The 19,483-nt window shown below is 67.2% G+C and carries 14 protein-coding genes; 6 read left to right on the top strand and 8 right to left on the bottom strand.

The window, feature by feature from the left end:
- Window positions 1-3: 3 nt before the first annotated feature.
- The 3 genes from lhpI to V3328_RS22590 all read right to left on the bottom strand — a co-directional run bounded on the left by lhpI (window position 4) and on the right by V3328_RS22590 (window position 3,760).
- A complete protein-coding gene (gene lhpI, locus V3328_RS22600) occupies window positions 4-1,683 on the bottom strand; it encodes a cis-3-hydroxy-L-proline dehydratase (RefSeq protein WP_340331994.1) in 1,680 nt (559 codons plus the stop codon).
- A 46-nt stretch (window positions 1,684-1,729) separates the two neighbouring features.
- Window positions 1,730-2,845, bottom strand: a complete 1,116-nt coding sequence (locus V3328_RS22595) for an NADH:flavin oxidoreductase/NADH oxidase (RefSeq protein WP_340331993.1) — start codon at window positions 2,843-2,845, stop codon at window positions 1,730-1,732.
- Window positions 2,846-3,007: 162 nt separating this feature from the next.
- Window positions 3,008-3,760, bottom strand: coding sequence for an oxygen-binding di-iron domain-containing protein (locus V3328_RS22590; protein ID WP_340331992.1), 753 nt, complete (start codon window positions 3,758-3,760; stop codon window positions 3,008-3,010).
- Window positions 3,761-3,898: 138 nt separating this feature from the next.
- Between V3328_RS22590 and V3328_RS22585 the strand changes: the two genes are divergently transcribed.
- Window positions 3,899-4,471: a TetR/AcrR family transcriptional regulator gene (locus V3328_RS22585; RefSeq protein WP_340331991.1), complete on the top strand. Its 573-nt coding sequence runs from the start codon at window positions 3,899-3,901 to the stop codon at window positions 4,469-4,471.
- Between the two features lie 21 nt (window positions 4,472-4,492).
- Here the strand turns inward: V3328_RS22585 and V3328_RS22580 are convergent, their stop codons facing one another.
- Entirely contained in the window at window positions 4,493-5,893 is a 1,401-nt protein-coding gene (locus tag V3328_RS22580; RefSeq protein WP_340331990.1) for an aminotransferase-like domain-containing protein, read from the bottom strand.
- A 117-nt stretch (window positions 5,894-6,010) separates the two neighbouring features.
- On the opposite strand from V3328_RS22580, the gene V3328_RS22575 reads away from it, so the two are divergent.
- Complete coding sequence (locus tag V3328_RS22575) at window positions 6,011-6,874, top strand: DMT family transporter (protein WP_340331989.1); 864 nt, start codon at window positions 6,011-6,013, stop codon at window positions 6,872-6,874.
- A 177-nt stretch (window positions 6,875-7,051) separates the two neighbouring features.
- Entirely contained in the window at window positions 7,052-8,140 is a 1,089-nt protein-coding gene (recA, locus tag V3328_RS22570) for a recombinase RecA (protein WP_340331988.1), read from the top strand.
- 233 nt (window positions 8,141-8,373) lie between these two features.
- Here the strand turns inward: recA and V3328_RS22565 are convergent, their stop codons facing one another.
- Window positions 8,374-9,072, bottom strand: a complete 699-nt coding sequence (locus V3328_RS22565; RefSeq protein WP_340331987.1) for an aspartate/glutamate racemase family protein — start codon at window positions 9,070-9,072, stop codon at window positions 8,374-8,376.
- Between the two features lie 332 nt (window positions 9,073-9,404).
- On the opposite strand from V3328_RS22565, the gene alaS reads away from it, so the two are divergent.
- Window positions 9,405-12,197 carry an alanine--tRNA ligase gene (alaS, locus tag V3328_RS22560; RefSeq protein WP_340331986.1) on the top strand — a complete coding sequence of 931 codons (2,793 nt, stop codon included), beginning with the start codon at window positions 9,405-9,407 and terminating at the stop codon, window positions 12,195-12,197.
- Between the two features lie 117 nt (window positions 12,198-12,314).
- Here the strand turns inward: alaS and V3328_RS22555 are convergent, their stop codons facing one another.
- Window positions 12,315-12,890 carry a hypothetical protein gene (locus tag V3328_RS22555; RefSeq protein WP_340331985.1) on the bottom strand — a complete coding sequence of 192 codons (576 nt, stop codon included), beginning with the start codon at window positions 12,888-12,890 and terminating at the stop codon, window positions 12,315-12,317.
- Window positions 12,891-13,006: 116 nt separating this feature from the next.
- Window positions 13,007-14,650 (bottom strand): RNA-directed DNA polymerase, encoded by a 1,644-nt coding sequence (locus tag V3328_RS22550; RefSeq protein WP_340331984.1) that lies wholly within the window; start codon window positions 14,648-14,650, stop codon window positions 13,007-13,009.
- Window positions 14,651-16,059: 1,409 nt separating this feature from the next.
- Between V3328_RS22550 and omp10 the strand changes: the two genes are divergently transcribed.
- The gene (omp10, locus tag V3328_RS22545; RefSeq protein ID WP_340331983.1) at window positions 16,060-16,446 is read left to right on the top strand and encodes an outer membrane lipoprotein Omp10; all 387 of its coding nucleotides are present in this window, start codon (window positions 16,060-16,062) and stop codon (window positions 16,444-16,446) included.
- A 22-nt stretch (window positions 16,447-16,468) separates the two neighbouring features.
- Here omp10 and V3328_RS22540 read toward each other — a convergent pair whose 3' ends face one another.
- The gene (locus V3328_RS22540; protein ID WP_340331982.1) at window positions 16,469-17,620 is read right to left on the bottom strand and encodes a cyclic nucleotide-gated ion channel; all 1,152 of its coding nucleotides are present in this window, start codon (window positions 17,618-17,620) and stop codon (window positions 16,469-16,471) included.
- A gap of 336 nt (window positions 17,621-17,956) precedes the next feature.
- Between V3328_RS22540 and V3328_RS22535 the strand changes: the two genes are divergently transcribed.
- Entirely contained in the window at window positions 17,957-19,477 is a 1,521-nt protein-coding gene (locus V3328_RS22535; RefSeq protein ID WP_340331981.1) for a S8 family peptidase, read from the top strand.
- Window positions 19,478-19,483 lie beyond the last annotated feature (6 nt).

Below are 19,483 nucleotides of genomic sequence, written 5' to 3'. Positions count from 1 at the left end.
CCGTCATCGCAGCCAGTGCGGGATGCGCTTCGGCGCCCGCCCGGTGACGGCCGCGGCGGCACAGTCGGCAAGGCTGCCGAAACGGACCTCGCGGCGCGACAGTCCGGGCCCGTAATGGGCATACTTGCCGGAATTCGTCATCAGCACGCGGGTGGCGGGCGGGAATACCGGCTCGGAGATCGAGCACCAGCACAGATCCGTGACCACCTGGACGCCCGAGGCCGCGAGGCCGTCGAGCAGCCCCTCCGCCCTTGCCTTTCCGGCGGTTGCCCGGCCAAGCGTGACGATGGCCGACACGCCGTCCTTGACCCGGCGGCCTGCCAGGGCCGCGGCGACCGCCCGGCACTCGTCGAGCGACAGGTGCGGGCTGCCGAGCGCGACGAGATCCACCCGCTCCCCGCCCCTGTTGAACGCCTGCCAGACCGCGCGAAGGTCCGCCCTCGAAATCCGGACGCGATCGGCGCCGTCGGCCAAAGGCAGCGTGTCCGCCTCCGGCGTGACGCCGGCGATGTGGAGCATCGGCGCGGCCGAGGTCGTGCCGAACGCCGCGCAGAGCGCCTTCAAGTCGTCGGCGGCGAGGCTCGAGGTCTCCAGGCCGGTGACCAGCGGAATACGGTCGGGCGAGCGCGACCCGATCAGCCAGCCGAGCATCGGCCAGACCGACTCGTCGTGCCCCTCGGGCAGATCGACCGCGAGGACCCGGCGCGGCGCCCGGTTTTCGTCGAGATAGACACCGGCAAGCGGCGCCCGTCCCGTCAGCGCGATGAACAGGTCGAGGAAATCGGGATGCTTCACCGTGCGCGCGCCGAGCACGGTATTGGCGTAGACGACGGCGTTCGATTCCGCCCAGGCGACCGCCTCGCCTGGCCGCGGCGGATCGTCGAGCAGGTAGGGCGCGCAGGTGAAGCTCGGCCGGGCGCCCATCGCCACATAGGCGTCGGCCAGCCGGCTGGCCGGGCCGCCGAACGCCTCCGGGACGCGCTGCGCCCGCCAGTTGGCGCGGTCGACCGAGATCGCGTTGGTCGTCGTCGGCACCCGCACCTTCGCCGCCATCGCAGCGACGGCCTCGGCGAAGGTGAGGCAGGCCGGGCTTGCGTAGATGCAGCCGTCGATGTGGACCCGGCTGACGTCGGTCAGGCGCCGCGCGCCCTGCACCGCAGCCATTGCGCAGACCATTTCCATCGCCAGGCGCGCGGCCGGACCGTCGCGGCCCGCCAGCATGGCGCGATCCTCGCCGCTCAGGTCGAGCTCCTCGCCGGAAAGCGGCGCCAGTTCGATGGACAGGCCGCCTGCCAGCAGCAGATTGCCGGCTATCCGGGCACGCGGCTCGGCAGCAAGCAGGGCGTAGTCGGGCGCGCCGAGCCGGACGACCGCGACGGGCCTGTCGAACATCCGCGCGGCGACCAGTGCGCCGAGCGTCAGGATGTCCTCGTCCTCCCGGAACACCAGTGCGGCGGGGGCGGTGCCTGCCAGCGCAAGGCCCAGCAGCACGGCGCTTCCCGTGCACGAGCCCCGCGAGGTCGGCATCATCACGACCCGGCCGGCGAGGCCCTCGCCGTGCTGCGGATGATGGGCGTCGACAACCTTGCCCGTCCGCGGATCGACACCACCCCAGAAGCTGATGCCGGCGGAACATGCGAGGACAGGCGCGTCAACGTCCGCAGGAACGATGAGGTGTGCCATGGCGGCCGTGCCCCCTGCCCCGGGCCCCGACTGAACCGGGGCCGGACTAACGCATGCCGAACTCGGTGTCCCTGAACACGTCGCGCACGCCGCGCGGCTCGCAACGCCAGTATTGCGGGGCGGCCCGGACCTGTCCGCCGAGAACAGCTGCGGCGTGCCACGGCCAGCGCGGATCCCACAGCACCGTGCGGGCCAGGCCGATCAGGTCGGCATCGCCGGCTGCGACGATCTCCTCGGCCTGCCGCGGCTCGGTGATCAGCCCGACGGCCAGCGTGGTGATGCCCGTTTCCTTGCGGATCGTCCGTGCGAACGGCACCTGGTAGCCGGGGCCGATGGTGATCTTCTGGTCCGGCGAGATGCCGCCCGAGGACGCATCGAGCCAGTCGCAGCCGCGCTGCTTCAGCATGTGAACGAGTTCGACGGACTGCTCGACGTTCCAGCCGCCCTCGATCCAGTCGGAGGACGAGATCCGCACCCCGAGCGGCCGGTCGTGGGGCCATGCGGCGCGCACCGCATCGAAGACCTCGAGCGCCAGCCTGGTGCGGTTTTCGAACGAGCCGCCGTAGCGGTCGTCGCGGCGGTTGGAGATCGGCGACAGGAACGAGTGCACCAGGTAGCCGTGGGCGAAGTGCAGCTCCGCCGCGTCGAACCCCAGCCGGATCGCCCGCCTCGCCGTGGCGACGAAGGCATCGCGGATGCGCTCGATCGCGGCGTGGTCGAGCACGTCGGGAGCCGGCTCGCCGGGATGGATCGGCACCGCGGACGGACCGAGCGGGCGCCAGCCGCCCTCGCCCGCCGGGACGAGCTGGCCGCCGTTCCAGGGCGCGGCGCTGGAGGCCTTGCGGCCGGCGTGGGCGATCTGGATGCCGATCGGTATCTCGGAGTTCCGGCGGATCCCCTCCAGCGTGCGCCGGAGCGCGGCTTCGTTGTCGTCGGAATAGAGGCCGAGGTCGCCGGGCGTGATGCGGCCGACCGCCTCGACGGCGGTCGCCTCGGTCATCAGCAGGGCGGCGCCCGACAGCGACAGATTGCCGAGATGGATCAGGTGCCAGTCGGTGGCGCTGCCGTCGACGGCCGAGTACTGGCACATCGGACTGATCACGACGCGGTTCTCGAGCGCCAGGGAACCAAGCTGAACGGGTGAGAAAAGCTGACTGGGCATGAAGCATTTCCGGAAATTGCGTGGGGGAGGCCGATCGGCGCCGGGGTATCAGAGGATCGGGATACTAGAGGATTGCACCCGCCCGGTGATAGTGCGCAGCGTCCCGCCCGCCGCCTGCCCGGTCGCGGCGGTGGCGAAAGCCGGCGCCGATGGCCCGGCCGCCTACGCGGCGGACGGCAGCCGTTCACGCAGTTCCGAGGTCACCCGCCGGTCGTATTCCTCCGCCAGCGCCCGCAGGGCGGCGCTGCCGTCCCCGGTAAAGGCTGGACCGTGCATGAGAGCGAGCGTCCGGGGGGCCAGGTCCGCCAGTCCGCGCAGGGTCGCGCCCATGCCCGGATTCAGTGCCGAGTACCTGAAGATATCCTCCGCCGCGGCGGCGGGGCCGACGATGTCGCCATCGGTCGTGGCGCGGTCGTTGCCGAGCTGGGTGAAGAGATCGCCGCACAGCAGCGTGCCTGTGGACTCCTCGTACAGGACCCCCGCGTCCCAGCCGTGCGGCGTATGCGGCGTGTCGATGAAGCGGACCCGCTTGCCGGCGCCGAGGTCGATCACCTCGCCGTCCTGCAGGATGCGGGGCGCGCGGTCGGAAAAGTCGTTCAGCGACACGTCGACGCCGGTCTGGCCGTGGGCGGGCGTGGCGTGCGGCGCGGCGGCGAGCCATTCGTTCATGGCGCCGCATTCGTCGGCCTCGAAATGGCCGTAGGCGATCCAACGCAGCCGCTCCGGCGACAGCAGCCGGACGAGCGCCGCATGGTTGAGGGAGAACATCTTGCGCAGCCCGGTGTGGAACATCAGCGGCTCCTCGCCCAGCACGACGAACTGGTTGAAGGTGAACCCCGCGGGCGGCGCGATGTCGGGGACATAGGTCGACAGGCGGAAGATGCCGTCGGCGATTTCACTGACCTGCGTTTCCATGACGATTGACTCCCGAAGGCCCGACCAGGCGGGCTTGCCGCGGGTCTGGACAGCCGTCAAATTCACTATACATATATGTGTATTCAAATTCAGGCGCGCCGTCAACATTCACGACACAGGCATGTGCAACCAAATACCATGACCCGAACCTACACGCTCAAGCGCCGCGCCGAGCGCAAGGCCGAGACCCGGCAGAAGATCGTCGAGACCGCGGTGGACCTGCACTCCACGGTCGGACCGGCGCGGACGTCGCTCAGCATGATCGCCGAGCGCGCCGGCGTGCAGCGGCACACGGTCTATGCCCACTTTCCCGACGAGCGGAGCCTGTTCCTGGCGTGCTCAGGGCTGGCGATGGAGCGAGATCCCCCGCCCGACGCCGAGCCCTGGCGGAAGATCGGCGACCGCCGCGAGCGGCTGGGCACCGGCCTTCGCGCCCTCTACGACTGGTACGCGCGCAACGAGGGGCAGGCGGCGTGCGTGCTGCGCGACGCCGAGCACCACGCCCTGACGCGCGAGGTGACCGAGTTGCGGCTGGGGCCCTACTTCGCCGGATACGCCGAGGTGCTCGGGCAGGGCCTGAGCGCCAGGAGCCGGGCGATGCTGAAACTGGCGCTGAGCTTTCACACCTGGCGGACGCTGGCCCGCGACGCGGGCATGACGACCGGCGATGCGGCGGAGGCGATGGGCGAGGCGGTCACCTCCGCCGCGTGACGCCCAAGCGCCGGCGGACGTTCACGCCGGCGCGCGTGCCCTCGCCCCCCGCAGCGACGCCTCGAGCACCTCGAACACCCGGTCGTCGCACTGGGATACGTTGAACCTGAGACAGGCGCCGGCCGACCGCGACACGCTGAAGGCGTTTCCGGGAGCGAGAACGACGTTCTGCGCGAGCGCCTCGCGGGCCACGTCGGCGGAATCGAGCCCGTCCGGCAGTCTGCACCACAGGAACATGCCCGCCCGCGGCATCAGCCACGGCACGATCCCCAGCCTGCCCAGGCGGGCCGCGACGTCCGCCCTGGCACCGGCGAGACGGTGCCGAAGCCCGTCCAGGTGCCTGCGGTAGCCGCCGTCCCTGAGCACGCTCAGCACCAGCGCGGCGCTGAGGCGGCCGCCGCCGAAGGACGTCGCGATCTTCAGGTCGACCAGCCCGGCCATCCAGTCCCGGCGCGCGGCGATGAAGCCGCATCGCGCCGACGCCGACAGGGTCTTGGAGAAACTGCCGACCTGGACGACCCGCTCGAGGCCGTCGAACGCGGCGAGCCTAGGCGCGGGACTGTCCTCGAAATCGGCGAAGATCTCGTCCTCGACGATCGTCAGCGAATACGCTTCGGCGAGCTTGAGCATCCGGTGCGCGGTCACCGGCGACAACGTGGCGCCGGTCGGATTGTGGACGGCGGAGTTGGTTATGTAGAGACGCGGCCGGTGCTCGGCGAGGATCGTCTCGAACTGCGCCAGATCCGGCCCGGACGGCGTGTAGGCAACGCTGACCACCGTCACGCGGTGGGCCCGCAGCAGGGCCTGGAAATTGAAGTAGCAGGGATCGTCGAGCAGCACGACGTCTCCCGGCTCGAGCAGCAAGCGGCACAGCAGGTCGATGCTTTGCGTTCCCGACTCCGTCAGCATGATCTGGTCGGGAGCGGCCTCGACGCCGGTCTCGGCGAGCCGCCGGCCGACGAGCAGGCGCAGCGGCGCAAGCCCGAGCGGCGTCGAGTATTCGCCGAGGTCGACGTCGCTGGCCCGCGACAGGCCGCGCAGCGCCTTCCGCAGCGCGGCTTCGGGAAGCCACGACGGCGGCAGCCAGCCGCAGCCGGGCTTCACGTCGCCCTCGCCCGCCTCGAGCGACTGCCGCGACACCCAAAGCGGATCGATGGCGCGGTCCAGCCTCGGACCGATCTCCGACAGGTCCAGCGGCGCCGCCAGGCTGGCGACGAAGAAGCCGGAGCCCGGCCGCGACCGAATCAGGCCTTCGGCCGCAAGGCGCTCGTAGGCCTCCACCACCGTCGCAGGCGATACCTGCATCGTGCGGGCCATCTGCCGGATCGACGGGAGCTTCGCGCCGACCGGCAGGCTGCGGCTGGCGACGCGCCGCCGGATCGCCGCCATCACCTTCGAGATAAGCGTTCCCTCGTCCCCCATCCCGGCCATCCGTATCGCCCTTGCTTCCATAACAGTATGTCCGAACCGTACTGGACTGTCACTGGCGGCGGCCGGCCTTCGGGCGCAATACCGCCGGCACAACCGAGGGAGTGGCGGATGGACAGATCGACGGCCGGCTGGATCAACGGCTTCGTGGGCGTGGCGATCTTCAGCGGCTCGCTGCCGGCGACCCGGCTGGCGGTGCTCCAGCTCGACCCCGTCTTCCTGACGGTGGCGCGCGCCGCCATCGCCGGCGGCCTGGCAGCGATCCTCCTGCTCGCTTTCCGGCAGCGCCTGCCGGCCCGGGCCGACGCGGGGTCGCTGATCGCCGTGGCGCTTGGCGTGGTGGTCGGCTTCCCGCTGCTGACGGCGCTGGCGCTGCAATACGTGACCTCCGCCCACTCGATCGTCTTCATCGGCCTGCTGCCGCTGGCGACCGCGATCTTCGCGGTGGTTCGCGGCGGCGAACGGCCGCGGCCGGCGTTCTGGATCTTCTCGCTGTGCGGCAGCGCCGTCGTCGCCGGCTTCGCGCTGACCCGGGGGCTCGCCGCCTCCCCGGCGGGAGACCTGCTGATGCTCGCGGCGATCGTCGTGTGCGGGCTCGGCTATGCCGAGGGAGCGAGGCTCTCGCGCAGGCTCGGCGGCTGGCAGGTGATCTGCTGGGCGCTGGTGTTCTCGCTGCCGGCGATGGGCCTGCTGACGGTCGCCACCCTGCCCCGAACCCTGTCGGACGTCGGCGCCACCGCCTGGATCGCACTCGCCTACGTCTCGCTGTTCAGCATGCTGATCGGCTTCTTCTTCTGGTATCGCGGGCTGGCGCAGGGCGGCATCGCGGCCGTCGGGCAGCTGCAGCTGCTGCAGCCGTTCCTCGGTCTGGCGCTGGCCGCGCTGCTGTTGAACGAGGCGGTGTCGACGGCAATGATCGTCTCAACGGTCGCCGTCATTGCCTGCGTGGCGGGGGCGCGGCGGTTCGCGGCGTAGGGCCGGTTCGCAACCTGGGGCCGGTTTCCGAACAGGGTCCGTGCCCGAACAGGGGCTGCGATAAATGTTCCTGTTGTGTTCACGGAACAAATAGCGTACATTTCCCTTCGGCGCATTCCACATATCCCCTTCACGGGCTGTGAATCACCGGTCCTCTGTGAAATAAGGAGCCGAACAATGGCGAATTCCTCTCTCCGCCTCGTCGAAGGAGACGGCATGGACAAGAACAAGGCGCTGGAAGCGGCGCTCGGTCAGATCGAACGTCACTTCGGCAAGGGCTCGATCATGCGGCTCGGCCAGGACGGCAAGGTGGTCGAGGTGTCCACCATTCCGACCGGCTCGCTCGGTCTCGATATCGCGCTCGGCATCGGCGGCCTGCCGCGCGGCCGCGTCATCGAGATCTACGGACCGGAATCCTCGGGCAAGACCACGCTTGCCCTGCACACGGTGGCCGAAGCCCAGAAGCGCGGCGGCATCTGCGCCTTCGTCGACGCCGAGCATGCGCTCGACCCGACCTATGCCAAGAAGCTCGGCGTCAACGTCAACGACCTCCTGATCTCGCAGCCCGACACGGGCGAGCAGGCGCTGGAGATCGCCGATACGCTGGTGCGCTCCGGCGCGATCGACGTGCTGGTGATCGATTCGGTCGCCGCCCTCACCCCGCGCGCCGAACTCGAGGGCGAGATGGGCGACTCGCTGCCCGGCATGCAGGCCCGGCTGATGAGCCAGGCGCTGAGGAAGCTGACCAGCTCGATCTCCCGCTCCAACACCATGGTGATCTTCATCAACCAGATCCGCATGAAGATCGGCGTGATGTTCGGCAGCCCGGAGACCACCACCGGCGGCAACGCGCTGAAGTTCTATTCCTCGGTGCGCCTCGACATCCGCCGCATCGGCGCCATCAAGGACCGCGACGAGGTGGTCGGCAACCAGACCCGCGTCAAGGTGGTCAAGAACAAGCTTGCCCCGCCGTTCCGCGAGATCGAGTTCGACATCATGTACGGCGAGGGCGTCTCCAAGACCGGCGAACTGCTCGACCTCGGCGTCAAGGCCGGCGTCGTCGAGAAGTCCGGCGCCTGGTTCTCCTACGATAGCCAGCGCCTCGGCCAGGGCCGCGAGAACGCCAAGCAGTTCCTGCGCGACAATGCCGAGATCGCCGGTGCGATCGAGACGGCGATCCGCCAGAACGCCGGCCTGGCCGTCACCATCGTGCCGCCCGCCGAGCGCGACGGCGACGAGGACGGCGACGACGCGCTGGAGGCTTGAGGCGGCCAGCGCCCCGCAGCGCCGCGTCCGCGCGCCTGCTTCGGCCGGTGCCGCTTCGGCGGAGATCTGCATGCAGGCCCCGGCCCCACGAGGCGGGTGAAGCGGCGAGCCGAGCCCCCGGGCTTTGCGTCCCCGGGCTTTGCGTCCCGGGGCTTTGCGTCCCGGGGCTTTGCGTGCTCGGGCTTTGCGTAGAGGGCGTTGCGTCCTGGGGGCTTCCCGTCGAGGGCGGCGGGTCAGCCGGCAGCCACGGCTCTCTCGATCGCGGCTTCGCAGTGCAGATCCGTCGTCGAGAAGGACGGAACGCCCAGGTCCTCCGGCCGCACCAGCAGCGGAATCTCGGTGCAGCCGAGGATCACGCCCTCGGCGCCGCGCGAGGCCAGCGCCTCGACGAGCCGCACGTAGCCCTGCCGCGTCGCGTCGGTGAACACGTCCTTGACCAGTTCCGCATAGATGGTGTCGTGGACGAAGGCCCGTTCGGCCTCGGTCGGCACCATCGTCTCGATGCCGTGGCGGGCGAGGATGCGGGGATAGAAGTCGCCCTCCATCGTCTTGCGCACCCCCAGCAGCGCCACCCGTTCGAGCCCGCTGGCGCGGATGGCCCGGGCCGTCGCCTCGGCGATGTGCAGGAAGGGAATGGAGAGGACCGGCTCGATCTCGTCGACGAAGCGGTGCACGTCGTTGCAGCAGATGACGATGAAGGCGGCGCCGGCCGCCTCGACGCCGCGGGCGGCGGCCAGGATCTGGGCGCAGGCGGCCGCCTCGTCGCCGCGCTCGATCACCGCCTCGACATAGTCCTGCCGGTTGACGCTCTCCAGCACCAGGCGGGCCGACGTGACCCCGCCGAGACGCTGCTGGGCGATCCGGTTGAGACGGCGGTAGTACTCGGCCGTCGATACCCAGCTCAGTCCGCCGATCAGTCCGATCTTCTGCATTGTCGCCTCGCCTGCCGGAAGTCGACCTTCGCCTAACCGACGTTGCGGCGTTCGGCAACCCGCGGCCGAGGCATGCCTGCGCTGCCGGGCAGCGTAGGTGACCCGGGAGGGGGCGAGACGGCCCGCGCGATCCGGCCCGCGAGACGGCCCGCGCGATCCGGCCCGCGAGATCCGGGTGGCGCGATCGGGGTGGCGCGATCCGGTGGACAGTCTTCGGACCCGCCGCTAGAACAGCCGCCGGCAAGACGGCGCCGTCGCGCGGGTTCCCGAACGGCGTATCGCGTCCCCAATCGTTCACGGCCCCCGACGGGCGAAGACAGGTGTTCGGCCAGATGACCGGCGTCAACGACATTCGTACAGCGTTCCTCGAGTATTTCGCCAGGAACGGCCACCAGATCGTTCCCTCCAGCCCGCTGGTGCCGCGCAACGATCCGACCCTGATGTTCACCAACGCGGGGATGGTGCAGTTCAAGAACGTCTTCACCGGCGCCGAGCACCGCCCCTATTCGCGCGCCGTCACCGCGCAGAAATGCGTGCGCGCCGGCGGCAAGCACAACGACCTCGACAATGTCGGCTACACCGCGCGCCACCACACCTTCTTCGAGATGCTCGGCAACTTCTCGTTCGGCGACTACTTCAAGGACCTCGCCATCGAGCTCGCCTGGAACCTGGTGACGCGCGAGTTCGGCCTCGACCGCGACCGGCTGCTGGTCACCGTCTACGCCGAGGACGACGAGGCGCACGCCCTGTGGAAGAAGATCGCCGGCCTGTCCGACGACCGGATCATCCGCATCCCGACCAGCGACAACTTCTGGCAGATGGGCGAGACCGGCCCGTGCGGCCCCTGCTCGGAGATCTTCTTCGACCACGGCCCGCACATCCCCGGCGGCCCCCCCGGCTCCCCCGACGAGGATGGGGACCGGTTCATCGAGATCTGGAATCTGGTGTTCATGCAGTTCGAGCAGGTGACCCCCGACGAGCGCGTCTCGCTGCCGCGGCCCTCGATCGACACCGGCATGGGCCTGGAGCGCATCGCCGCCGTGCTGCAGGGCACCCACGACAACTACGAGATCGACCTGTTCCGCCACCTGATCGGCGCCGCCGTCGACCTGACCGGCGTGCCCGACGCGGGCGGCAACCGGCCGAGCTTCCGCGTCATCGCCGACCACCTGCGCGCCGCCTCCTTCCTGATCGCCGACGGCGTGCTGCCGTCGAACGAGGGCCGCGGCTACGTGCTGCGCCGGATCATGCGCCGCGCCATGCGCCACGCCGAACTGCTCGGCGTGCGCGAGCCGCTCCTGTGGCGCCTCGTCCCGGTGCTGACCGCCGAGATGGGCCGCGCCTATCCCGAGCTGACCCGCGCCGAGGCGCTGATCACCGACACGCTGAAGCTCGAGGAGGGCCGCTTCCGCAGGACGCTGGCGCGCGGCCTCGACCTGCTCAACGAGGCGACCGCCGACATGTCCTCCGGGGCGACGCTGCCCGGCGACGTCGCCTTCAGGCTCTACGACACCTACGGCTTCCCGCTCGACCTCACCCAGGACGCGCTGAAGGGCCGCGGCATCGGCGTCGACACCGCCGGCTTCGACGAGGCGATGGCGCGCCAGAAGGCCGACGCCCGCGCCGCCTGGGCGGGCTCCGGCGAGGCTGCGACCGAGACCGTCTGGTTCGCGCTGCGCGACCGGGTCGGCGCCACCGAGTTCCTCGGCTACGACACGGAAGTCTCCGAGGGCGTCGTCACCGCGCTCATCAAGGACGGCCGCGAGGTGTCGCGGCTGGCGGCGGGCGACGAGGGCATCGTCGTCCTCAACCAGACCCCGTTCTACGCCGAATCCGGCGGCCAGGTCGGCGACGCCGGCACCATGCGGAGCCCGGCGACGTCGGCCGCGCAGGCGCGCTTCGCCGTCGCCGACACCCGCAAGATGCTGGGCGCGGTGTGGGCGCATCAGGGCACGGTGGAGGCCGGCGAGATCGTCGTCGGCCAGCCGCTCGAGCTCGAGGTCGACCACGCCCGCCGCGCCGAGATCCGCGCCAACCATTCCGCCACCCACCTGATCCACGCGGCGCTCCGCCAGGTGCTCGGCGACCACGTCGCCCAGAAGGGCTCGCTGGTCGCGCCGGACCGGTTGCGCTTCGACTTCTCCCATCCCAAGCCCGTCGAGGCGGCCGAGATGGAGGCGATCGAGGACCTCGCCAACGACGTCATCCTGCAGAACGGCGCGGTCGTCACCCGCGTCATGGACGTCGACGAGGCGATCGCCTCGGGCGCCATGGCGCTGTTCGGCGAGAAATACGGCGACGAGGTCCGCGTGGTGTCGATGGGCCTGCCGCCGGCGCCCCGCCCCGCGCCCGGTCCGGACGCCTCCCTCGCGTCGGGCCCCGCGTCCGGCGCCCCGTCGGACACCGTCTCCGGCGGCCCTGCGCGAACAGGGACGAACGTCCCTCCGTGGTCGGTGGAGCTGTGCGGCGGCACGCATGTGACGCGCACCGGCGACATCGGCCTGGTGGCGATCGTCAACGAGGGCGCGGTGGCGGCCGGCGTGCGCCGGCTCGAGGCGCTGACCGGCGAGGCCGCCCGGCATTACCTGCACAAGCAGGACCAGCGCCTGCGCGCGGTGGCGGCCGAGCTGCGCGTCACGCCCGAGGAGGTGGAAAGCCGCCTGAAGGCCCTGCTCGACGAGCGCCGGAAGCTCGAGCGCGAGCTCGCCGAGGCGCGCCGCAAACTCGCCATGGGCGACGTCTCGGGGAGCGCCGGCGCGGCAGGCGCCGGGCCGGAGATCGAGACGGTCGGCGACGTGAAGTTCCTCGGCCGCGTCGTCCACGGCATCCCGTCGAAGGACCTCAAGGGCATCGCCGACGAGGCCAAGCGGAAGGTCGGCTCCGGCGTGGTCGCGGTGGTGGGCATCAGCGAGGACGGCAAGGCCGGCCTCGTCGTCGGCGTCACCGACGACCTCACCGACCGGATCAGCGCGGTCGACCTGGTGCGCCTCGGCGCGGCCGCGCTCGGCGGCAAGGGCGGCGGCGGCCGCCCCGACATGGCCCAGGCGGGCGGCCCGGACGGGGACAAGGCGGAGCAGGCGCTGGCGGCGGTGAAGGGGGCGTTGGGGGAGATGGTGGGGGTGTGACATTCGGATGTGGCCCAAACAAAGCCCCGTCGATCATTGCTCCCACTGAGAATGCTTATAGAGCTTATGTCGATTCTCTACCCCTAGCCGGCTCCTGTTGGGGATCCATCTCCAATCTCAGCGCGAAATATCCCCACTAGAAACCGCATTAACGATATTATCGAATAGCTCTTGTTCGGTCTGCCCCGAAATCTCTCGCGAAACCACGCGGACTGGCAAACTAAAATAGACACCTCGCCGCGGATTAAACACCCCTATTCTTTTAATGTCGTATTGATTAGAAAGATGATTCAACGCACAGTATGTAATCAACTGCCTGATATCGCTGCTTCTAAACGGTCTATCTACTGCTTTAATCTCGAATAGACGACCATCATTAATAATATCGCCTTCAGAAGAATCGATGTAACCACATCCGCTAAATATCGGCCTCACAATGTTTTCGACTATTTCTGGCCTGAAGAACGAAACAAGTCTTTTTTCCAGTCCATTAATTTGATTCAACTCGACATCTGAAATCTCCCCCTCTAGTACAGTCGGATTCTCAAGGATTGGAAGCAGCTTCGCCTTGGCCTCCTCTATTGAGTCTAAAGGAGAAGTATTCGGTGGAGCACGTCTCTGACGGCCACATAGCCGCGCAAAAGCTATTTCTGATACAAAAGCGGCACGTATTTGTTGTTCCGGCTTAGCCAATGGAACATCCCACCGCTTAGAATACGCGAGGTTCACTCTCCGAACGAAATGCTCAGAAGTGGGGGCATAGTCAGCCCAGAAGGCATTGTGATTTGTCGCAAAACTGGATGCGTCAATCAAAGCGGGAAACTCCGCTTGCCTTCGTTTACACGTTCAATAGCCCAATCAATAATAAATAACTCTAGCGGATTAAGCTCGCGCTTTATGCTATTCCGCCAGTGCTTACCCTCGTCTTTCAATGAATACGAAGCCACCAATAGCGCCCTCTTCTCTGCGGAGCTAAGCTGCCGATAGCGGTTCCGAAGATCCGACAACCAATACCAATCGCCCCATAGCGCCATAATCAGGATTATGTCACGTCGTACTATCTCAGAGGTTCTTTTTGAATATATTTCCTTCAGCAATTGCTGAACGTCTTCAGTATGAGAATGCTGAAGAACTCTAAGTGCGTAGCACAGGTGCACGTCAATACGAAATATATGAGAGTCCGCTCTTATCATGGATATCAGCTTATCGATAAGCTCTATTTTTGCAGGGTCACCCAATTCTTCATATACACGATCCATCATTATGAGAGCGGACGATATTATCGGGTATAATATGTCACTATTGCCAACTATAGAAAGAACAGCATCATCTCTCACTTTCCCCTCCAGGAAGCGAATCGTAGCAATTATCTTCCTGGAAAGCGCAATATGTATTCGCGATTTTGATAGCTCTTCTCTCAATAAACTCATAATATCAAATTGATCAATATTAGCCTTAAGGGCCTCGTAATCCTCTTCCGCCGTAGGAGAATACGGATCAAATCTCAGAGATATGCTTAGAATTCCCTGCGCTTCGTGATGTTTATCAAAAGTTTTCCCCTCACGTTCTTCAGCGTTTTCTGCATCTTCTGACCAAACAACCGGACTAGTTGCGCTAAATTCAGCTGCAGTCATGATACGGGTCTTTGACTTCTGAAGTGAAAGCCCCTGATTTTCAAACAACTTTTCTGACAAGAAGATTGTATATCTGTAAGCCTCTTCACGCGTGTTCGCGAATATGTGAAAATCGTCTGCATATCGGGTAAAGTCTATATTGGCGCCTCTCAAAAGACGATCTATCTGATTTATAGTCAATTCCGACAGCATCCTCGCAGCTGGCCCACCTATTGGTAGTCCAAAGGATCGCGTATTCGAGAAATTTGATAAGAATGACATTATTTTCTTGGGATAGCCGGTGTCAGCAGCAATCTGCAGAAGAGCGTTCTCCAAGCGGTGATGTCCGAGTCTGGGGTAGAATTCACTCACGTCGCACTTCACAACATAGTCATATTCGGCCGATTTCTCCAACGATCGCAGCATAAAGCTTTGCCATGCATAATTACGATCAAATAAATCTCCCGTCTGATCATCAGGATTTATTCGATAAGAGTAGACACAATTTTCGCTTGTGTGTATTCGAGAAGCTTCAATGAGTTCAGAGATTGCCACAACGCAACTTAGCCAGTGAGCATTCCATATAGGATCGAGCTGGGTAGCCCAACGAAATCCGTAGTATGAAACAGGCGTTAGCGCGTTTACATTCGACGGTGGAAATCTAGCTAAATACTCTTCGAAATGCTTATCATACTCAACAACGAGATCTACAAATTTATCTTTCCTGTCGTAAAACGCGTGACTCTCGAACGGGAGGGGAAATATGTCGGTATCGCCATGCCTTACAATATTCTGAACTGCAATCCGTGCAGCTTCCTCAAAATTTAGCGTATTGGGCATCGTATTAGAGCTCGATGTTGTTCACTTTGGGATTTCGAACTGCCGTTTTTAATGTAGTAGATATCTTAATCGACCAACTAATTCGCGGGCGAGCGTAATATCCTACGCGATTCTCATGCCACGCTAGCTCGCCAAATCGTTGTTTTTTGTCTTGATTCAGTTCGTCTCTGTGTCACCGTGCGGAACTAGGAATAAAGTCCTTGTGCAGCGTGCCGCTCCTGTGCTAGTTTGCTCAGACACTCGACACATGCGCCCGTGACCGGCCGCCGCCTATTCGGCAGCGGTTGGTGTTTGCGCCCTCCCCCTTCCCAGTCATCCCGGCCAAGCGCATCAGCGCGCTGAGCCGGGATCGCCCGGGGCCGCAGCGCTTTGGGGTGGGGCGATCCCGGACAATCGCTGGTGCGATTTCCGGGATGACGATGGAGGGGTGTCCATGCGGCTAACGGCATGTCCGAAAGCCCGGGCCTGTATGGTTCGAGACGCTAGCGTCCGAGACGCGAGCCGTTGGCTCGCTCCTCACCATGAGGATTTTTCTCTGAGCCTGATCCTCATCCTGAGGAGCCGCCGAAGGCGGCGTCTCCCCCGGGTCCGCGCTGAAGCGCGGCCCGAGGGCGGGCTCCGGATCGAGGCCGCTGCCCTTGCATCCATCACCGTCCAGGCTTCAGCGCTCAGAGCCGGGATCGCAGAGCCACTGCGCCCTTCGTGGCTCCCCGATCCCGGATAGCCGCCGAGACATCGGATGTTTCCGATGTCTCGATTCGACGAGGACATCGGGAGCACCCGTTTCCGGGGTGCGGGTTCCGGGATGACGCGAGCGACTTAAGACCCAGGTTCCAGCCGCACGACGGGCGCCCACCTCTCCCGTGGGGAGAGGTCGGCACCGGAGGTGCCGGGTGAGGGGTTCGGGCGACAGCCGCATTCCTCGACGCCCCCTCACCCGCTCGCTTCGCGTCGACCCCGGATCAGGTCCGGGGCAGGCTCTCTCCCCGCCGGGGAGAGGTGGGTGCTTGCGGCGACTGCCAGAGCACACGAAGACCACCTTCCCGCCTGGAACACCGGAGCTCACCCCATGCCCCGCCTGGCCGAGGACCGGCTGGCGCTGGTGCGCCAGCTTTACGAAGCCTCCGAACTCACCATCGCCGAGATCGCCATCGTGGCCGCGGGAACGAGGGGGCGGGCCGCGCGTTGGTGTCCGGCGTTTCGGGACGGGCTCTGCTGGCCTGTCGCGACGCGCGTTCGGGCGAGTTGTACGGTCCGCCGGGGAGGATCCCGGTGAAGGGCCGGGACGGCGACGCCGGATGCGGGCGCGCCCGGGTGGAGATCCGGGGACGTTTACCGATTGGGGTCAATTTTGCGGCATGGTCGGGCCGGGCGCGGCCGATACGGCCGCAGGAAGAGGAGAATTGCAGATGAGGCGCGCGCGTACGATTGCCGTCGGCGGGACACTCGCCGCACTGGCCGCCGGGATCGCCGGCTGTGCGGACAGGGGCACCTATGTCGGCCCGCCCGGCCAGCCCCAGCCGATGAGCATCGAGGGCGAATGGATCGGCGCCGACGGCGCCTCGGTGTCGCGGTTTGCCGGCGGTACCTTCACCACATCGATGATCTCCACCGGCGAGATCCTCGCCAACGGCAGCTACCGGATGACGGCGCCGCAGACGGTGTCGATCTCGATGCACTCGGTGGTGCGGCAGACGACCAGCACGGTGACCTGCGCCGTCGCCTCGGCCGTGCAGATGATGTGCACCGCCCAGGACGGCCGCCAGTTCTCGCTGACCCGCCGCGCGGCGGGATAGCGGGGCCCGGCACTGCCGGCGGTCAGACGACGGTGAAGGTCGAGACGCCGGCCAGGCGGGCGGCGAGCTCGGGGCTGGCGGCGGAGACGGCGTCGATGTCGTCGCCGGCCAGCACCAAAAGCTGCGTCGCCTCGATGGCGCGCACGCGCGCGTCGATCTGGTCGAGGTTGCGGGCATGCACCTCGCCGAAATGCTCGCCGTGAGCCAGCTCGGTGATCTCGCCGCGGTGGTCGATCGACACCTTGCCCGAGACGACGAAGAAGATCGCCCGCGGCACCTGGCCGCGCGGCACGACGATCTCGCCCGCCTCGACGGCCTTGGCCCTGAGCTTCGGCACGATGTCGGCGAGCGTCGCGGCATCCAGCGTCGAGAAGGCCGGCAGCCGCGCGACCATGCCCCAGGTGACGACGAAGGCGCGCCGCCGGATCACCTCGATGAAGGCGGTGGCGAAGATGCCGACCGGCAGCGCCAGCATGAGGATGCCGGCGATCATGGTGAAGCCGCCGATGATCTGGCCGATCGAGGTGACCGGCACGACGTCGCCGTAGCCGACCGTGGTGATGGTGGCGACCGCCCACCACATCGCCTCGGGGATCGAGCCGAACTTGTCGGGCTGCACCGCGCCCTCGGCCGCGTACATCGCCGAGGCGGCGATGACGATGCCGCCGCACAGCACCACGAAGCAGGCGACGAGGCCGTGGCGCTCGGCGCGGATCGCCTCGACCAGCGACGACAGGCCGGGCGAATAGCGGGCGAGCTTGAGGAAGCGCAGCAGCCGCAGCATCGCCAGCGCCCGCATGTCGGTGCCGGCGACGTGGACGACGAAGAACGGCACCAGCGCGATCAGGTCGATCAGTGCGGCGGGGGTGACGACGTAGCGCATCCGCGCCCGCCACGGCGACATGCCGCGGTAGTGCGGGCTTTCCACGCAGGCCCACAGCCGCGCCACGTACTCGACGCCGAACACGATCAGCGACACCGCCTCGATGACCCGGAAGTCGGCGGGAAACAGCCAGGACAGCTTGCGGTCGGTATAGAGGATCGCCGTCACCACGTTGATGACGATCACGGCGACGATGATCCGGTAGACGGCGCGCGCCACCCGGTCGTCGGGATCCTCGCGCTCGAGGATCGCGTAGACCCGGCGCCGAAGCGGATCGGCGGTGCCGCTCATGATCCTGCCATTGGTCGCTGCCCCCGCGAATCAGGCGACGATGATAGGCCCGCGCGGCCCGGCGACGAACGGGTTCTTTCAGCCGGTCCGATGCCGCCGGCCACGAGGCAGCCCGGCCTTGCATCCGCCGCCGGCAGGCCGCTAAGGTCGGCGCTCGCGGGCAGCCGGCGCGCGTGTACCGGCGGATGCCGGACAGCCCTGCGCCGGCCCCCGTCGCACCGGCTGCCGGGCGGGCCATAGAGGCCAGTCATCCGGGCCAGTCATCCGGGGCCAGTCGTCCGGCGCCAGTCGTCCGGGGCCCCACCCTGCCCCGCCATCCTGACCATGGGGGACCCAATGCACCTGCCGACCACCTTCGCCGCGTTCGCAGCCGCCGCCGTTTCCGCCGTGCTGGCATGCGGGGGCGCCGCCAACGCACAGACCGCCCTCACCCGCGACGGCCTCGAGGTCGCCGCACCGGCGCAGGCGCCGTCGCCGGCCGCGGCGCTGCGCACGCGCGACAGCGTCCGCGTCATCGTCGGCCTCGCCCCGCCGCGCCCCGAAGCGGGCCGTCCGAATGCACCCGCCACCCGGGCGGCGATCGCCAGCCTGCAGACGGACGTCATCGCCCGCGCCTTCGGGACCGTCCGGGCGACGACCGCCGGCGGGACACCTTACGCCATCCGGAGAATGACGAGCATCGCCGCCTTCGCCGCAACCGTCGGCGAGGCCGAACTGGAGCGGCTCGAGGCCGAGCCGCGGGTCGACAGCATCAGCCTCGACCGGAAGGTCTATCCCCGGCTCGACCAGTCGACGGCGCTGATCCAAATGCCCCGGGCGTGGAAGGCTCCGACGAAGGCGCGCGGCGGCGGCCACGCGGTGGCGATCGTCGATACCGGCGTCAACCTGCACCACCCGTTCCTGAAGCCGAAGCGGATCATCGCGCAGGCCTGCTTCTCGGGCTATGCCAACCCCGAGCTCAGCTTCTGCCCGAACGGCGGACCGGTGCAGATCGGCGGCAAGTCGGGCGGCAACTGCCCGATGGACTACGACGACGGCTGCGACCACGGCACCCACGTCGCCGGCATCGCCGCCGGCTTCAACACGGACCGGGCCGCCGGCGGACCCAAGAAGGGCGTCGCCTACCAGTCCCGCATCATCGCCGTGCAGGTGTTCCAGAAGGACGAGGACGAGGACGAGGAGGATCCGGACATCAGCGCCTCGGGCGACGACATCCTCGCCGCGCTCGACTGGCTGTACACGAACCGCGCCGAGTTCGAGGTGCCGCTGGAGGCGATCAACATGAGCATCGGCGGCCTCGCTCCCGAATTCGGCGATTGCAGCGACGCCATTCCGCCGATCTCGCAGGTCATCAAGCGGCTGCGCAAGGCCGGCATCGCGACGGTGATCTCGTCGGGCAACGAAGGCTACATCAACGCCGTCGTCTGGCCGGCGTGCATCCGCGCGGCGGTGACTGTCGGCGCCACAACCAAGGCGACGGCCGCCGAGCCGGAGCGCATCGCCAGCTATTCCAACACCGGCAAGCTGCTCGACCTGCTGGCGCCCGGCGGCGACTACCGGTACCCGGTGGACGCGGACTTCCCGCGCGAGATCCTGTCGTCGGTTCCCGGCAAGCGCTACGAGGGATTCCAGGGCACCTCGATGGCCGCCCCCCACATTGCCGGCGTGTTCACCGCGATCCGCTCGGTCGAGGGCTGCGAAGCAACCGGCGTCGGCAAGATCCTGAAGGCGCTGAAGAGGACCGGCAAGCGGGTGCCGGACGTCGTCTACAAGACGAAGAAGCGCGCCAACGTGGCGCGGGCGCTGCGCCGGCTCGACTGCGCCGCCCCGGCAAGCCGGACCGCCGCCGCCCGGTAGCAATGG

The sequence above is a fragment of the Microbaculum marinum genome (assembly GCF_037855135.1).
GTDB lineage: Bacteria > Pseudomonadota > Alphaproteobacteria > Rhizobiales > Tepidamorphaceae > Microbaculum > Microbaculum marinum.
The sequence above is the reverse complement of the archived record's forward strand: the minus strand, read 5'-3'. Positions and strand labels throughout refer to the sequence as shown.

Bases quoted from the DNA above. Each gene is read 5' to 3' on its own strand.
- V3328_RS22580 (WP_340331990.1), bottom strand. From the start codon at position 5,893: ATGGGGGACGAGGGAACGCTTATCTCGAAGGTGATGGCGGCGATCCGG.
- V3328_RS22535 (WP_340331981.1), top strand. From the start codon at position 17,957: ATGCACCTGCCGACCACCTTCGCCGCGTTCGCAGCCGCCGCCGTTTCC.
- V3328_RS22540 (WP_340331982.1), bottom strand. From the start codon at position 17,620: ATGAGCGGCACCGCCGATCCGCTTCGGCGCCGGGTCTACGCGATCCTC.
- V3328_RS22585 (WP_340331991.1), top strand. From the start codon at position 3,899: ATGACCCGAACCTACACGCTCAAGCGCCGCGCCGAGCGCAAGGCCGAG.
- V3328_RS22575 (WP_340331989.1), top strand. From the start codon at position 6,011: ATGGACAGATCGACGGCCGGCTGGATCAACGGCTTCGTGGGCGTGGCG.
- recA (WP_340331988.1), top strand. From the start codon at position 7,052: ATGGCGAATTCCTCTCTCCGCCTCGTCGAAGGAGACGGCATGGACAAG.
- V3328_RS22595 (WP_340331993.1), bottom strand. From the start codon at position 2,845: ATGCCCAGTCAGCTTTTCTCACCCGTTCAGCTTGGTTCCCTGGCGCTC.
- lhpI (WP_340331994.1), bottom strand. From the start codon at position 1,683: ATGGCACACCTCATCGTTCCTGCGGACGTTGACGCGCCTGTCCTCGCA.
- alaS (WP_340331986.1), top strand. From the start codon at position 9,405: ATGACCGGCGTCAACGACATTCGTACAGCGTTCCTCGAGTATTTCGCC.
- V3328_RS22590 (WP_340331992.1), bottom strand. From the start codon at position 3,760: ATGGAAACGCAGGTCAGTGAAATCGCCGACGGCATCTTCCGCCTGTCG.
- V3328_RS22565 (WP_340331987.1), bottom strand. From the start codon at position 9,072: ATGCAGAAGATCGGACTGATCGGCGGACTGAGCTGGGTATCGACGGCC.
- omp10 (WP_340331983.1), top strand. From the start codon at position 16,060: ATGAGGCGCGCGCGTACGATTGCCGTCGGCGGGACACTCGCCGCACTG.
- V3328_RS22550 (WP_340331984.1), bottom strand. From the start codon at position 14,650: ATGCCCAATACGCTAAATTTTGAGGAAGCTGCACGGATTGCAGTTCAG.